The following is a 14,483-nucleotide window of genomic DNA, read 5'->3' as shown; positions in this document are numbered from 1 at the left end:
TGAGAGGGCGCGGTTTGCTCAGAGGTCGTCGGCCTTCATCTTGAAGATCGGCGTGTGCGGCACGTAGCTGGCCATCTTGTCGAGCAGGCCGCCCAGCGCGGTGTCGGCGATCAGGATGCCCTGGTGCGCCGGGCGGACGAAACCGACTTCGGCCATCTGGCGGTTGAAGGCGACCAGGTGATCGTAGAAGCCAAAGGCGTTGAGCAGGCCGACCGGCTTCTGGTGGTAGCCAAGCTGTGCCCAGCTCATCGCTTCCCACAATTCGTCCATGGTTCCGACGCCGCCTGGAATGGTGACGAAGCCGTCCGACAGGTCGGTGAAGCGCTGCTTGCGCTCATGCATGCCCGAAACCGAATAGAGTTCGGTGCAATCGTGGTTGGCCACTTCGGATTTCACCAGCGCTTCGGGGATTACCCCGATCACTTCGCCACCGGCATCGAGCGCGCCGCGCGCGACTGCACCCATCAGGCCCAGGCGGCCACCGCCGTAGACGACACCGATCCCGCGTTGTGCGAGCTCCGAACCGACATCGTAGGCGAGCTGGATGTAGCGCGGATCCTCGGGCGAAGCGGATCCACAATAGACGGCAAGACGTTTCATGAAGCGAGCAAATCCTCCAGTATCAGCCCGGCAGTCGCCTTGGCGCTGCCGACGACGCCCGGTATCCCGGCGCCGGGATGTGTGCCAGCCCCCACAAGATAGAAATTGTCGATCACATCGTCCCGATTGTGGCCGCGGAACCATGCGCTCTGGGTCAATAGCGGCTCGAGGCTGAAGGCGCTGCCCAGATGGGCGTTGAGGTCCATGGCGAAATCGCGAGGCGCATAATGGAACTTGGTCACGATCCGCTCGTGCAACCCGGGGATCAGGCGGCGTTCGATTTCGTCGAGGATGCGCTTCTCGAGAATCGGGCCCATCTCGGCCCAGTCGACCGCCAGCTTGCCCATGTGGGCGACCGGGATCAGCGCATAGAAAGTGCTCTTGCCTTCCGGCGCCATGCCCGGATCGGTCACGGTCGGGTGGTGGAGGTAGATCGAGAAATCCTGCGGCAGGACGCCGTGATCGTAGATATCTTCGAGCAGCCCTTCATAACGCGGGCCGAACAGGATGGTGTGGTGCGGAATGCAGGGCCAGGTACCCTCGATCCAGAAATGGACCACGAACAGGCTGGGGCTGAAGCTCTTGCGCGCCAGGCTCCTCGAATAATCGCCTCCGCGTTTCGATCCCGATAGCAAGTCCTTGTAACTGTGCATGATATCGGCGTTGCTGGCGATAGCATCGAAGCGCTGGCGCCAGCCCGAATGCGTCTCCACTTCGGTAGCCAGCTTGCCCAGCGTATGCACGTGCACTACCGGGTCGTGCAGGCGCATGGTCCCGCCCAGCCGTTCGAAATGGCGCACCATCCCGGCCACCAGCCGGTTGGTTCCGCCCTTGGCCCACCACACGCCGCCGTCCATCTCCAGCTTGTGAATGAGCGCGTAGATGCTGCTGGTCTTCATCGGATTGCCGCCAACCAGCAGCGTATGAAAGCTCAGCGCTTCGCGCAGCTTCTCGTTATCGACGAAGCTCGAAACGATCGAATAGACGCTGCGCCAGGCCTGTTTCTTCACCAGCGCTGGCGCCGCCTTGAGCATCGATTTGAAGTCAAGGAACGGCACATGGCCCAGCTTGACGTAGCCCTCTTGATAGACCCCTTCGGAATATTCGAGGAACCGCTGGTATCCGGCGACATCCGCCGGATTGAGCGCGGCGATTTCGGCGAACAGCTTCTCTTCGTCATTGGAGTAATCGAAGCTGGTCCCGTCGGGCCAGTTCAGCCGGTAGAAGGGCAGCACCGGCAGCAGCTCGACGTCTTCGGAAAGGTCGTGCCCGGACAGCGCCCACAATTCGCGCAGGCAATCGGGATCGGTGATCACGGTTGGCCCCGCGTCGAAGGTGAAGCCGTCCTTCTCCCAAAAATAGGCGCGTCCGCCCGGCTTGTCGCGAGCTTCGACAATCGTCGTGGCGATGCCGGCTGACTGCAGGCGGATGGCAAGCGCCAGCCCACCAAAGCCCGATCCAATCACGCAGGCAGTGCGGCCGGTTGCAGCGGTAGGGACAGCCTGTTCGGCGCCTGAAACCGTGGGGGGGGTCGTCGTCTCGGCGTTCATTGCGATCCCTCATGGACGAGCGGCGAACCCTTGCCAAGCAGCGCGCGGATCGCTGCCGGTATGGAGATGGGCGGCTTGCCGCTCAGCACCCGGGCCCGGTCGGCAAAGGTCGATCGCCCGGCGTAGAACCGTTCGATCAGCGGTTCGGGCAGTCGGTAGAAGTGTTCGAACACACGGTAGCGCTGGTCAGGCTGCGCGCCGTCGAACAGCATCCGTCCCAGCATGCGGTAAAAGGCGGTTTTGCGCCAATGCGCCCCGGCGCGAGCTTCGAACAGTGCGGAAAGCTGCTCCCCGGGAAGTGTCGCCTCGCGAGCGACCAGCAGCGCGTTGGCCACGGCAAAGGGCAGGGTATAGCTGGTCAGCGGATGGACGAAACCGCCGCGCGCACCGATCCGCACCACGCCCGGCGCGCCAAGATCGCGGCGATAGGCGGCGAAATCGCCCCCTGTGATGACCGGCAAAACCCCGGTTTCGCCGCCCACAATCTCTCCATCCCAGCCCATTGCGGTGCAATATTCGTCGATCCGGCGCGACAGGGCGCTGCGATCGAGCCGTGGGCTGTCGGCGTAATAGGTGTCTTCGACAAAGAGGTCATGCGCCCCCAGGGGCAGCGTATAGACAAAGCGGTAGGCGCCATACTGATCGACCCGGGCATCCATCACTATCGGCCGCGACAGGCCATGCGGTTGGTGCGTTCGCAGATGGCGCCCCATGAACACCTGCCATCCGCCATTTAGATGGTGCGACGGGCCACCATCGCGACAGTCGAGTACAGCACGGGCAGGGACGTGCTCGCCATTGGCCAGTGTCACGCCGTCGGTCGCGAGCTCGGTGACCCGCGTGCGAAGGCGGACCGCCTCTTGCGGCAGCAAGCGACGCAGCGCTGCATCGAAATCGCGACTGTCGAGTGACCGATATCGGCTCGTAAGGGTGCGTGTCCGAGCGGGAAAACAGACTTCGTAACCCTTGTCCCACTCAGTCCTGCGGACATCGGCCAGCAGCGCCTCTCCATCGGAGTCGAGGTCGCTAGCGAACCAGCTCCACCGGTGGTTGCCGCCAAGGTTTTCGCCCGCTTCGAACAGGGCAATACGCAAATCCGGGTGCGCGCGGTGGACGGCCAGGGCAACCAGCCCCCCGGCCAGCCCGCCGCCGACGATGGTCATATCGATCATGCGCCCGTTCATCGGACTTGTCGCTTAAGGAAGTTGCGCCGTATCCGCAAACACTGGTGCCTGTTCTGCCGCCACCTGCGGTTGGACGGGTGTGGCAACCAGGCCGAGGCCGGATGCAGGAAGCGCTGCGGTACGGTTGCCGGTCTTCAGATAGGTATCGAACCACTGCAGCATCCTGAGATTGTAGTCGTAACGGGCAGCAGCCTTGCTGTTCCCGTGACCTTCGTCCGGATAGAATACCAACCGGAGCGGGGTTTCTGGCTGGCGCACCTTGATCGCGCGATAGAGCTCCAGCGCCTGGCCCGGGGGTACGCGCTCGTCCTCAGTCCCGTGCATGATCAACAGCGGCGTGCGGGCGCGGTCCGTGTAATAGATCGGACTGATCTCGAGCATGCCCTGCCAATCGTCCCACGGCCAGGCGAGCGCGTGGACGTTGCGCATTTCATGCGGGATGTCGGTTGTCCCGAATTTGGAGACCTGATTGGAAATACCGACGAACATCACCCCGGCGGCGAACTCTTCCGATTGTGCAGTTGCTGCCCAGGCGGTGGCATATCCCCCGTATGACCCACCGGTCATGCCCACCCGCCGCTGGTCCGCGATGCCCGCGGCGACCAGCGCGCGCTTGGCATCGACCAGGTCGGTAAATTCGGGATCGGTATAGCGGCCCTGATGTTGGCGCGCGAAGTCGATGCCATATCCGGTCGAGCCCCGATAATTGGGCAGGAACACCGCATAGCCGCGACCAGCGGCGACCTGGCCCGGGGCGCTATATCCGGTGTTCCAGCCTCCGGTCTCGTGTTGTTCAGGACCCCCATGCACGTCGATGATCAGCGGGGCGCCGCCCACGGGAATGCCGCCGACCGGTTCGATCAGGATCCCTTCGATTTTCTGGCCATCGCGCGCCCTGTAGCGAAATACCCGCTGGCGCCCGAATGCCACTTCGCTGAGCCAGTCATTGTGATGGGTCCAGCGCAGGAACTTGCGGTCGCGTAGTTCGAACATCTCATTGGGATGGTTGGCATCGCTCGCTTCGACGAAGATTCGCCCACCGCCGGCCTTGATTTCCGCCAGCACCAGATCGTCGCCATCGATCTCACGCTCGATCCGCCCGCCGTCGTAAAAGCGCAGGACCGAGTGCACGCCCTTGTGAATGATGACCGCCAGCCGCCCGTCATCCAGCCACTCGCTGTCAACGGCAGCTTCGGCAGCGCCGGCATTGATCGGAGTAAGCGTACCGGTCGCTAGGTCTACGATCTGCAGCGTCGTGGCATCGGGATCGCTTGAATCGATCCCCCCGATCATCGCCAATTGCCGACCATTGGGCGACAATTCGATGTCGCCAAGCTTGGTCGGCGTTGGCAGTTCGCGCAGGACGCGCCCGTCGGCTAGGTCGATTACAAGCGCCTTGCGGCTGGTGTAGCTGTCATCTGCCAGCGGGGAGGGCGCACTGACCAGCACTGCCGTCTTGCCGCCGGGCATGAGCTTCAGCGTACTGGCAAAGCCCGGTACAGGAACCTCGCGCGGCAAAGGGTCAGGATTGTCGCCCACGCGTGCCGCAAAGAGCCGGTTCAGCCGTGCATCTTCCTCGTGAACGACGGCATCGAACCCTGCACGGGCGAGCAGGGCGCGCTGTTCGTCGACCGCCGCGCTCGCGATCAGCCACAGCATCGCGCTATCAGCACTCCAGGCATAGGCCAAAACGTTGCCATCGCCGATCGCGGCCAGCTTGCGCCGCGGACCGCCGGCAGCGGGAACACCCCATACCGCCAAGCGCTCGCCCTCTGCCGCCCAAAGGAAGCTGATCAGTTTGCCGTCAGGTGAGAAGCCAATGCTCGCTACGCTCATGTCCGCTGGCAACAGGTCGCGCAGATCGTCGGGTGCGGCGGCCAAGCTGAGGCGGCGTCGAAAGGGGCCGTTCTCCTCTCCCTTCAGCACGTCCGGCATACGCGCGATCGTCACCGCGACTGCCGAGCCGTCAGGAGACACTTCGACCGAACTCACCGTCTCGAGCCGCAGAACATCTTCTGCCGTCATCACGCGTGTGGGAGCCGCAGCCGCGGTAACTGGCAGGGTCAGCAGCAAGAGTCCCCAAAGAAGGAAGCGGAACGACATCGTGGATTTTCGGCCTTTCTTGGGTGACCGACATAGTGAGTGCGGCGGTACGGGCAAGGCAAGGCTTGTGAGCCACCGGTCGAGCGGGCACACCGGCGGGCGAACAGGGAGAGGATTCGATGAGGACATCTACATTCGCGCTTGCCGCTCTAATGGCAGGAACTGCCGTGCCGGCGCTGGCGCAAACTACGGTAATTCATGCCGAACATGTCCTGGTCGACGCCGCGAGTGAACCAACGGACCAAGCGACGATCACGGTAACCGACGGGCGGATCGTCAATATCGTCGATGGTTGGCAGGCAGTGCCCGAGGGTGCGACCATGGTGCATCTTGCGGGCAAGACCGTGGTCCCGGGCCTGATCGACCTGCATGTCCACCTGACGGGCGATCCGGGCGGAGATTTCTGGAAGGAAGCAGTCGAACCGGACGAATGGGGTGTAGTGGTCGGTGCCAAGAATGCGCGGATTACCGCCTTGGCGGGCTTTACCACCGTGCGTGAGGCGGGCAGCGGGCCCGAAAACGGCTTCGCGCTGCGTCGGGGCACGGCGCAGGGTTTCATCCCGGGCCCGCGCATCGTCTCGGCTGGCGTCCCGCTGTCGATCGTCGGCGGGCACGGTGACGTCAGCGGTTTCCGCCCTGAGGTCAACGAAGTGCTCGACACCGGCTTTACCTGCACCGGCGTGGTCGAATGCGCGGAGAAGGTGCGGCTGGCCAGCCAGAACGGTTCGGACGTGATCAAGATCACTGCGACCGGCGGCGTGCTGAGCCAGCAGGGTCGCGGGCTCGAAGCGCATTTCACCGACGCGGAGATGAAGAGCATCGCCGATACCGCGCACTCGCTGGGGCTCAAGGTCATGGCTCACGCGCATGGTGCGCGCGGGATCGAGGCGGCGTCGCGGGCGGGTATCGATACTATCGAGCACGGGACCTACATGGATGAGGCTTCGGCACGCGTCATGCGCGAGCGGGGAACCGTGCTCGTTCCCACGCTGATGGCGTTCAAGGGGGTGACCGAGCGTCTGGGCAAGGGCATCTACACCCCGGTGGTCGAGGCAAAGATCGAAGCGGTGGCCGATGTGGCGCGCAGTTTCATGGGCAAGGCGCTCAAATGGGGCGTGCCGATCGCATTCGGGACCGATGCCGGCGTGTTCCCGCACGGTCGCAACGCGGAAGAGTTCGGCCTGATGCGGGCGCAGGGCATGAGCGACCGGCAGGCGCTAGCCAGCGCCACCACTGTTGCCGCCGCCGTGCTTGACATGGGAGACGAGATCGGGCGGCTTGCTCCGGGCTATTCAGCCGACATTATCGCGGTGGAAGGCGATCCGACCAAGGACGTTACCGTACTGGAAAAGGTCGACTGGGTCATGGTCCGCGGCCGGGTGATCGACTAGGCACTCGCCGTTCGTCGAAGGCTGGGCGCCGATCGTCCGGTGCGCAGCTTGCTCCCTGGGCAGAGCTGTCATAGCCGGGCAATACACAAACAGGGATCAAGTCATGACTGCACTTCGTACCGCCCTTCTGGGCGCCACTGCGCTTTCCTTCGCGGCTTTCGCAACGCCGGCACTTGCCGACCATCACGGCACCGGGGAAGTCGCGGCGCAAGCCGCAGCGCAGACCGAGCATGACAAGCTCTACACCCTGTTCGCCGAATCGGACGCACGTGCGCTTGAACTCAATCCGCTCGGTCGCCTGTTCCGCGGGGATGACAGCAATGCAGGTCGGTTGGGCGACTTCCTTACAGACAGTTCCTTTTACGCAGCCCGCCTGGATACCAAGCTCAACCTCGCCTTGCTGGCGCAGATCGATCGCAGCCAGCTGAATGAGACTGACCAACTCGCTTACGATGTGTTCAAATACGATCAGGAAACCGCGCTGCGCGGACAGAGCGACGAGATCCGTGCGCTGACCGAAGTGCGCCCGGTCAACCATTTCGCGGGCTTCCACACCTTCTATCCCAACTTCGCCAGCGGGCAGGGCGCGGCGCCGTTCAAGACCCTGGCGAACTACGAAGACAACCTGTCGCGTCACGACGACTATATCGCCATCAACGACCGGGCGATCGCCAAATTCCGTGAAGGCATGAAGTCGGGCGTGGTCGAAACCAAGCTGACCATCGGCATCGTGATCCAGCAGCTCGACACAATGCTGGCGATTCCGATCGCGGATTCGCAGTTCATGATGCCGGTCAAGAATTTCCCGGCGGATTTCTCCGAAGCGGACAAGCCACGCCTGACTGCGGCCTACGAAGCGAAAACCAGGGAACTCTACGCGGTGCACACGCGTCTGCGTGACTTCCTGCGCGACGAATATCTGGCCGCGGCCCGTGACAGCGTGGGCATGAGCCAGATGAAAGGTGGCGAGGCTCTTTACGCCAATATGATCCAGGAATCGACCACGCTGCCGCTGACCGCCGACTATCTGCACGAGTTGGGCCTGAGCGAAGTCGCCCGGATCAAGCAGGGCATGGAGCAGATCAAGGACGAGGTCGGCTTCAAGGGCACGCTGGGCGAGTTCTTCGACTACGTACGCACTGACGCGAAGTTCAAGCCGAAGAGCCGCGAAGCCCTGACCCAGGCCTATTATGACATCGGCAAGCAGGTTGACGCGAAGATCGGCGATTACTTCAGCGTGCTCCCCAAGACCCCGCTCGAGATCAAGCCCTACGATCCTTCGATCGAGCAATTCCAGGCAGGTGGTTCGTATGAACAGGGGACGCCTGATGCCTCGCGGCCCGGCACTTTCTACTTCAACGCCTACGACCTGCCCAGCCGACTGACGACCGGCAACGTCACGCTCTACCTCCACGAGGGGGCGCCGGGGCACCATTTCCAGATCAGCCTGGCGCAGGAAAATGAGGCGCTGCCCGCCTTCATGCGCTTTGGCGGCAACACGGCCTATATCGAGGGTTGGGCGCTCTATGCCGAAACGCTCGGTTACGAGATGGGCTTCTATAAGGACCCGTGGAACCGCTACGGCACGCTGCAGGACGAGCAGCTGCGCGCGATGCGGCTGGTGGTCGATACCGGCATCCACGCCAAGGGCTGGACACGTGAACAGTCGATCGACTTCATGCTGGAAAATTCGGGCATGACCCGCACCGAGGTGGTGGCCGAAGTCGAACGCTACATCGCCATTCCCAGCCAGGCGCTTGCCTATAAGGTCGGCGCGCTCAAGATTCAGGAGCTGCGCAAACGCGCCGAAGGGAAACTGGGCAAGAAGTTCGACATCCGCGATTTCCACCGTGAGGTGCTCGGTTCCGGCTCGCTTCCTCTCCCCGTGCTCGAGGCGAAGATCGGCCGCTGGATCGCGCGCGGCGGCGGCTGACCAAGTCGCAAACCACTCGTCTCAACCTCGCTTCACCTCGATTGATTTCAATCAAAGACCTATTGACGGGCGCTTCGCATAGGAGTGCAATAGGCTTGGGGTAAAGCGAGGAGAGAGGCATGGTTGAACAATCGGGCAAGGCGCCGGCAGCGCATTTTGATGTCCTGATCGTGGGTGCGGGGATTTCGGGGGTCGGTTCGGCCTATCACCTGCAGGAACAATGCCCCTGGGCGAGCTATGCCATCCTCGAAATGAAGGACACGTTCGGCGGCACCTGGGATACGCATAAGTATCCGGGCGTGCGATCGGACTCCGACCTCTACACCTTCGGCTATCGCTTCAAGCCCTGGGTCGGCGCGCCGATTGCCAGTGCCGATGAGATCCTCAAATACATGGGCGAAGTGATCGAGGAGAACGGGATCGGCGATCATATTTTCTACGGTCACCGGATCACCGACTGTTCCTATTCGCGCGATGACGACCTGTGGACCGTCGAGGCAACTCGGCTGGAAGATGGTGCGGAGCTGCGCTTCACCTGCAACTTCCTGTGGATGTGCCAGGGCTATTACGATCACGAGAAACCCTACATCCCGCCCGAATGGAGCGAGAAGGGCCTCTCCGATTACAAGGGCGATTTCTTCCACGCGATGCAGTGGGACCCGGATTACGACTATAGCGGCAAGCGGGTTCTGGTGATCGGCTCGGGCGCGACCGCCGCTACGGTGGTGCCAGCCTTTGCCGAGAAGGCCGCGCATGTGACCATGCTCCAGCGGTCGCCGACCTACTTCTTCTGCAGCGAGAACAAGAACGAACTGGCGGACCGCCTGCGCGAGATCGGCGTGGACGAACCGACCGTGCACCGCATCGTGCGCCAGCAGGTCATGTTCGATCAGGACTTGATGACCCGGCGCTGCCAGGAAGAACCCGATGTGGTGTTCGAAGAACTGAAGGAGCTTGTCCGCGCTTTCACCGAAACGCCGGACTTCGAGTTCGAACCGCATTTCACCCCGAAATATCGCGTGTGGCAGCAACGGCTCGCATTCTGCCCCGAAGGCGACGTGTTCAGGGCTGCAGTTGCGGGCAAGCTGACCGTTGTCACCGACACGATCGAGCGTTTCACTGAAAAGGGCGTTAGGGTCTCTTCGGGCGAGGAGATCGAGGCCGATCTGATCGTGGCCTGCACCGGGTTCAACCTGTTGGTGATGGGGGGGATTCCGTTTTCGGTCGACGGCAAGCCGGTCGATTGGTCGGAAACCGTGACCTATCGCGGGGCGATGCACACGGGCGTGCCAAACATGGTCTGGGTGATGGGCTATTTCCGCGCAAGCTGGACGCTGCGCGTCGACATGATGGGTGATTTTGTTTGCACCATGCTCAATCACATGCGTGACAAGGGCGTGTCACAGATCGAAGTCGCCCTCCGACCGCAGGACCAGGGCATGGAAATCCTCCCCTGGATCGAAAGCGACAACTTCAACCCCGGCTATCTCATGCGCGGCATCGACAAGATGCCGCGGCGCGGAGCCAAGTCCGAATGGCGCCACAACCAGGACTATTGGGCGGAACGCGATGCCTTCCCGCTGATCGACTTTGACGGGCCGGAATTCGTCTATTCGGGCGACCATGCGATCGGGGCGGATCAGGAAGAAGCCGACTCTGTCGCCGCCTGATGCGGGGATAGTCTCATTGCCCTGCTGGCGGTGCGCAGGGGCGACGGCTAGTCATCCCTGCCACGCGGCTAAAGGGGAATGGCGGCAATGGACTTCCTGCGCAGGGCAGACTGGCTGACACGCGAACGCGTGCGCGGTTATGCGCTGTTGCTTGGTTTGGCGTCTTTGGCGCTGCTCGCCCACAGCTACATCCAGGCCATGGGTGTTGCCGGCACCGATTTCCTGGCATTTTGGGGTGCTGGCCACGTCACCATACTGGGTGACCCCGCTTCCGCATATGATTTGGCTACCCAGCGGCAGATCCAGACTTCTACCGGAAGCGAGGGCTGGTTTGCCTTTGTCAATCCGCCGCCTTTTTTGTTTGCTGCGGCTCCATTCGGCGCACTTCCATTCCCTTTGGCCTGGCTGGCGTGGGTGGCGGTGACCTATTCGCTCTGGGCCTGGGCCGGCATTCGGGCCTTTCCGAATCTCTGGCCCCTGGTGCTGGCCTATCCGGGCGCGCTGATCGCGGCTGGACACGCCCAGACAGGGCTATTGACCGGTGCCTTGTTGATCCTGGCTGCGCAAGAGGTGTCGAGGCGCCCGAGCGTCTCGGGTGTGGCGATCGGGGCCTTGATGATCAAGCCACATCTCGCAGTTCTAGCCCCGGTGTGGTTGGCCGCCGGAAGGCACTGGCGTGCGTTCATTATTGCCGGCGCCTCCGCGACGATCCTTCTCCTCGCAGCATGGTCGGTATTCGGCACTGCCACGATGTTGGCTTACCCGACAAGCTGGCAAGCTTCACGCGCACTGATGGAGGGACTCGATCGCGAATTCCTGCTGCGCATGACCACATTTTTTTCGCAGTTCCGCCTGATTGCCGGAGATGGGTTGGCGCTGATCGCAGCGATCCTTTCCGGCGTGCTGGCGCTAGCCACCGCCGTGACTAGCGCAAGGCGTTTTCCTGGCGATGCGCGTGGAGCTGCAGCTGCTGTGCTTGCTGCAACCGCACTCGCCTCACCCTATTTGTTCAGTTATGACTTGCCGTTCCTGATCTTCCCGACTTTGTGGCTGGTTGAACAGGGTAGGGCGCAAGGTTTTCGTGACTACGAGAAGCTGTTGCTCGTGGCTCTCTGGTTCGCTCCCTATGCCACCCGCGCCGCGGCGCTGCCGATGGGCGTCAACTTGATGCCTCTAGCTGCTGTAGCCCTGCTGGTACTCGTGTGGACGAGAGCTGCGCCTAGGGATTTTCCCTAGGCTGCGAGTAACCCAGCTTTGGGAGCGCTTGCGGCATAGGGAAATCCTTCATTCCCGTGGATGAGGGGTCGGGTTCCCTGGACAAGCGCCCGGCCCCTCACTTTTTCGGGACCCGCCGTGGCAGAACACGCGTGGCCGCGCTTGCGTTTTTCGGTCACCCGGCCTAAATCGCATCCGTCTTCCGACATTGGGATCGTAAAAAAGCCCCTCCCGGACTTGAACCGGGGCGGCGACGAACCCTACCTGAAAGGGACCCGGTTGCGGAAGGCGCGACGATATCTACGCGAGAATCGAATTCAGTCATGGCAGAGCAGCAGAATACCAAGACTTCCCCGGCGGAATTCATGAACCAGGTGCGTGCGGAAGCGCGCAAGGTCGTATGGCCCAGCCGCCAGGAAACGGTCCGTACCGCTATCTTCGTGTTCATCATGATGCTGATTCTCGGCGTTTTCTTCCTCGGCGTCGACACACTGTTCAGCGCTGTCATGCAGTGGCTGCTGACGCTGGCTTGATCGACCCCCGACACAACTTCCGACAGGGTAACTGACGCACATGGCACGCTGGTACATCATCCACGCCTATTCCGGTTTCGAGAACAAGGTTCGCGATTCGATCATCGCCGAGGCCGAGCGCCTGGGCCTGTCCGAAGGCGTCGAAGCGGTCGAGGTTCCGACCGAAACGGTCACCGAGGTCAAGCGTGGCAAGAAGGTGCAGGTCGAGCGCAAGTTCATGCCGGGCTATGTGCTCGCCAAGCTCAACATGACCGACGATGTCTATCACCTCGTCAAGAACACCCCGAAGGTCACCGGTTTCCTCGGCACCAACAACAAGCCGCAGCCGATTTCCGACAAGGAAGCCGCGCGCTATTTCGGCGGTGTGGAAGAAGCCAAGGCGGCTCCGAAGACCCAGGTCAGCGTCGATTACGAAATCGGCGATCAGGTCAAGGTTCTCGACGGTCCCTTCGCGAGCTTCAACGGGCTGGTCGAGGAGCTCGATTTCGACAAGCAGAAGGTCAAGGTATCGGTTTCGATCTTTGGCCGCGCGACCCCCGTCGAACTGGACTTCGAGCAGGTCGAGCTGGTCAAGTAAGGGCTTCAGGCCCTTACTCTGGGTCAGTGCTGGCAGGCAGTCGCTTCCTCGGCGCGTAGTCTCGTCGCCGAGGTGACTGTGCGAACGACCGTGCGGGATTCGCACTTGCGCAACTGGAAGCGCACCTTGCGATCGTGGAAATCCAGCGAAACGCGGCGAAAGGTCTCCATCAGGTCGGTGCCGAGCAATAGCGAAGGCTGTTTGTCGATCCCGAAGACCTCGAAAGGGGGAACATCGGCGAAGGCGATCGGCACGTTGGTCAGCTTGACCGGCCCCAGCTTGAGTTCCTTGATGAACGCGAAATCGAGCTCGACCGCTGCGCCAGTCACCCCATAGACCGTGATCTTCTGGAAATCGGTCTTGCCGCGCCGCAGCAGCTTGTCGCGCAGCGCGATGTTGCCGATCGTGATCTCGCTGCCGGTATCGACCACCGCATCGACCCGATGACTACCCGCCTTGACCTGCGTGAGGATAAGCTGGCCGCGCTGCAGGCGTCCGGTAACGACAATCACGCCGTCTCGAACAGGCTCCTTCACCCGGCCATCATCGACCGTGATCAACCGCTTTTCGAAATCCAACATCAAGCGCTGTTCGACCAGAGCGTCGAGACCGACCATGCCGTCGCCGCCCAGATCGTGTTCCTCCAGGACGGGGAGTTCCAATGCGGTCGAAATGGTAGGGCCGAGCTGAAGTTCGTCGACCAGCACGCGGTCAACCATCGCACTTTCGGTCACGCCGTGAAGCATCGTCGGCGTTCCGGGCTCAAGTGCAAGGCGTCCCGCAAGCCCTTCGCCGATCACCGATGTGTCGGCCCCGCTGTCGACGACGAATTTGTAGGGGCCCTTGCCGTTGATCAGGACGTCCACCGTCATCCGGCTGCGCAACTTGCGCGCGTCGATTTCCTCACCACCGATGGCAAGGCTCTCGTCGAACTCTGCCGGAGGCAAGGTCGGCATGCGCGCTGCCGTTACTTCCGGCGACCGCTCGGCCTGATCCTGCGACGCTGCCGGCATCGACACGCCAAATAGCACCAGTGCGGTGAGTATGTTTGCCTTCCCCATGGTTGAACAGGTTAGGCGGGCCATTGGCAATAGGCGAGGGGAGGTCGATGGATGCGGGATCAGGCTCGACCGGCGTGACGGCCACTTCGTGTACCATTTCCTCATGCCTAATAAGATCAGTTGCTTATGTAGCTTTCGCACGATTGCAGTCGGCGGCCAGGTTTTCCTACCCGCCGAGGAAGCGGTAAATGCTTATTGGTATGACCGAGGCGAATTTCCTGACCTGCAGCCCGTTGTCTCGAACCTTGGCTGGCCCGCGTCCCGTTCTTTCTCAGGACCGTGTTCCATGTGTTCCATCCGGCAGGGCTTTCTCCCGTCCGATCCAACTTAGGCCCTACAGGCACCCTGCAGGGGGAATCGCTTGCATTCGGGGCGGAAAACGCTATGTGCGCGCCTTCCCGGGCGTGAGCGCGGGAAACCGTGCGGGAGGACTGCGGATCGCAGCCCGTTTGACCGCTTACCATGAGCCACTGCTCGAAAGAGCGCGGCAACAGTGAGAAAGGAGGCCTCTCATGGCCAAGAAAATCGACGGCTATATCAAGCTGCAGGTGCCCGCCGGCACCGCCAACCCGTCGCCCCCGATCGGCCCTGCGCTGGGTCAGCGCGGCGTCAACATCATGGAATTCTGCAAGGCGTTCAACGCCGCGACCGACAGCCTTGAAAAGG

Annotated in this window: 11 protein-coding genes and 1 pseudogene; 7 read left to right on the top strand and 5 right to left on the bottom strand. The window is 62.2% G+C overall.

The genetic code is table 11. The features are described 5' to 3' along the window. Positions 1-18: 18 nt before the first annotated feature. From AAFM29_RS11075 to AAFM29_RS11060, 4 genes are read right to left on the bottom strand one after another with little or no spacing between them, the layout of a single operon-like run. Positions 19-600: a TIGR00730 family Rossman fold protein gene (locus AAFM29_RS11075; protein ID WP_341712863.1), complete on the bottom strand. Its 582-nt coding sequence runs from the start codon at positions 598-600 to the stop codon at positions 19-21. Beyond that, positions 597-2,150 (bottom strand): phytoene desaturase, encoded by a 1,554-nt coding sequence (locus AAFM29_RS11070; protein WP_341712862.1) that lies wholly within the window; start codon positions 2,148-2,150, stop codon positions 597-599. Before AAFM29_RS11070 ends, AAFM29_RS11075 begins: the two co-directional genes overlap by 4 nt. Then, positions 2,147-3,334: a lycopene beta-cyclase CrtY gene (gene crtY / locus AAFM29_RS11065; protein ID WP_341712861.1), complete on the bottom strand. Its 1,188-nt coding sequence runs from the start codon at positions 3,332-3,334 to the stop codon at positions 2,147-2,149. Before crtY ends, AAFM29_RS11070 begins: the two co-directional genes overlap by 4 nt. Positions 3,335-3,346: 12 nt before the next feature. Beyond that, on the bottom strand, positions 3,347-5,437 hold the full coding sequence (locus AAFM29_RS11060) for a S9 family peptidase (RefSeq protein ID WP_341712860.1): 2,091 nt from the start codon (positions 5,435-5,437) through the stop codon (positions 3,347-3,349). A gap of 119 nt (positions 5,438-5,556) precedes the next feature. Here AAFM29_RS11060 and AAFM29_RS11055 point away from each other — a divergent pair, with 119 nt between their 5' ends. From AAFM29_RS11055 to nusG, 6 genes are all read left to right on the top strand, one after another. After that, complete coding sequence (locus tag AAFM29_RS11055; protein WP_341712859.1) at positions 5,557-6,828, top strand: amidohydrolase family protein; 1,272 nt, start codon at positions 5,557-5,559, stop codon at positions 6,826-6,828. Positions 6,829-6,931: 103 nt separating this feature from the next. Then, positions 6,932-8,761 (top strand): DUF885 domain-containing protein, encoded by a 1,830-nt coding sequence (locus AAFM29_RS11050; protein WP_341712858.1) that lies wholly within the window; start codon positions 6,932-6,934, stop codon positions 8,759-8,761. 119 nt (positions 8,762-8,880) lie between these two features. Continuing rightward, the gene (locus tag AAFM29_RS11045) at positions 8,881-10,431 is read left to right on the top strand and encodes an NAD(P)/FAD-dependent oxidoreductase (protein ID WP_341712857.1); all 1,551 of its coding nucleotides are present in this window, start codon (positions 8,881-8,883) and stop codon (positions 10,429-10,431) included. A gap of 87 nt (positions 10,432-10,518) precedes the next feature. Beyond that, positions 10,519-11,667, top strand: coding sequence for a glycosyltransferase family 87 protein (locus tag AAFM29_RS11040; protein ID WP_341712856.1), 1,149 nt, complete (start codon positions 10,519-10,521; stop codon positions 11,665-11,667). Between the two features lie 302 nt (positions 11,668-11,969). Then, positions 11,970-12,179: a preprotein translocase subunit SecE gene (gene secE, locus AAFM29_RS11035; RefSeq protein ID WP_341712855.1), complete on the top strand. Its 210-nt coding sequence runs from the start codon at positions 11,970-11,972 to the stop codon at positions 12,177-12,179. Between the two features lie 40 nt (positions 12,180-12,219). Continuing rightward, a complete protein-coding gene (nusG, locus tag AAFM29_RS11030; RefSeq protein WP_341712854.1) occupies positions 12,220-12,756 on the top strand; it encodes a transcription termination/antitermination protein NusG in 537 nt (178 codons plus the stop codon). A 23-nt stretch (positions 12,757-12,779) separates the two neighbouring features. Here nusG and AAFM29_RS11025 read toward each other — a convergent pair whose 3' ends face one another. Further along, positions 12,780-13,817: a retroviral-like aspartic protease family protein gene (locus tag AAFM29_RS11025; RefSeq protein WP_341712853.1), complete on the bottom strand. Its 1,038-nt coding sequence runs from the start codon at positions 13,815-13,817 to the stop codon at positions 12,780-12,782. A 512-nt stretch (positions 13,818-14,329) separates the two neighbouring features. Here AAFM29_RS11025 and rplK point away from each other — a divergent pair. Continuing rightward, positions 14,330-14,483: pseudogene (rplK, locus tag AAFM29_RS11020) on the top strand (50S ribosomal protein L11); the annotation flags it as partial.

The organism is Erythrobacter sp., assembly GCF_038133525.1.
In the GTDB taxonomy this organism is placed as follows: domain Bacteria; phylum Pseudomonadota; class Alphaproteobacteria; order Sphingomonadales; family Sphingomonadaceae; genus Qipengyuania.
This window is presented reverse-complemented; position numbering and strand designations above follow the sequence as displayed.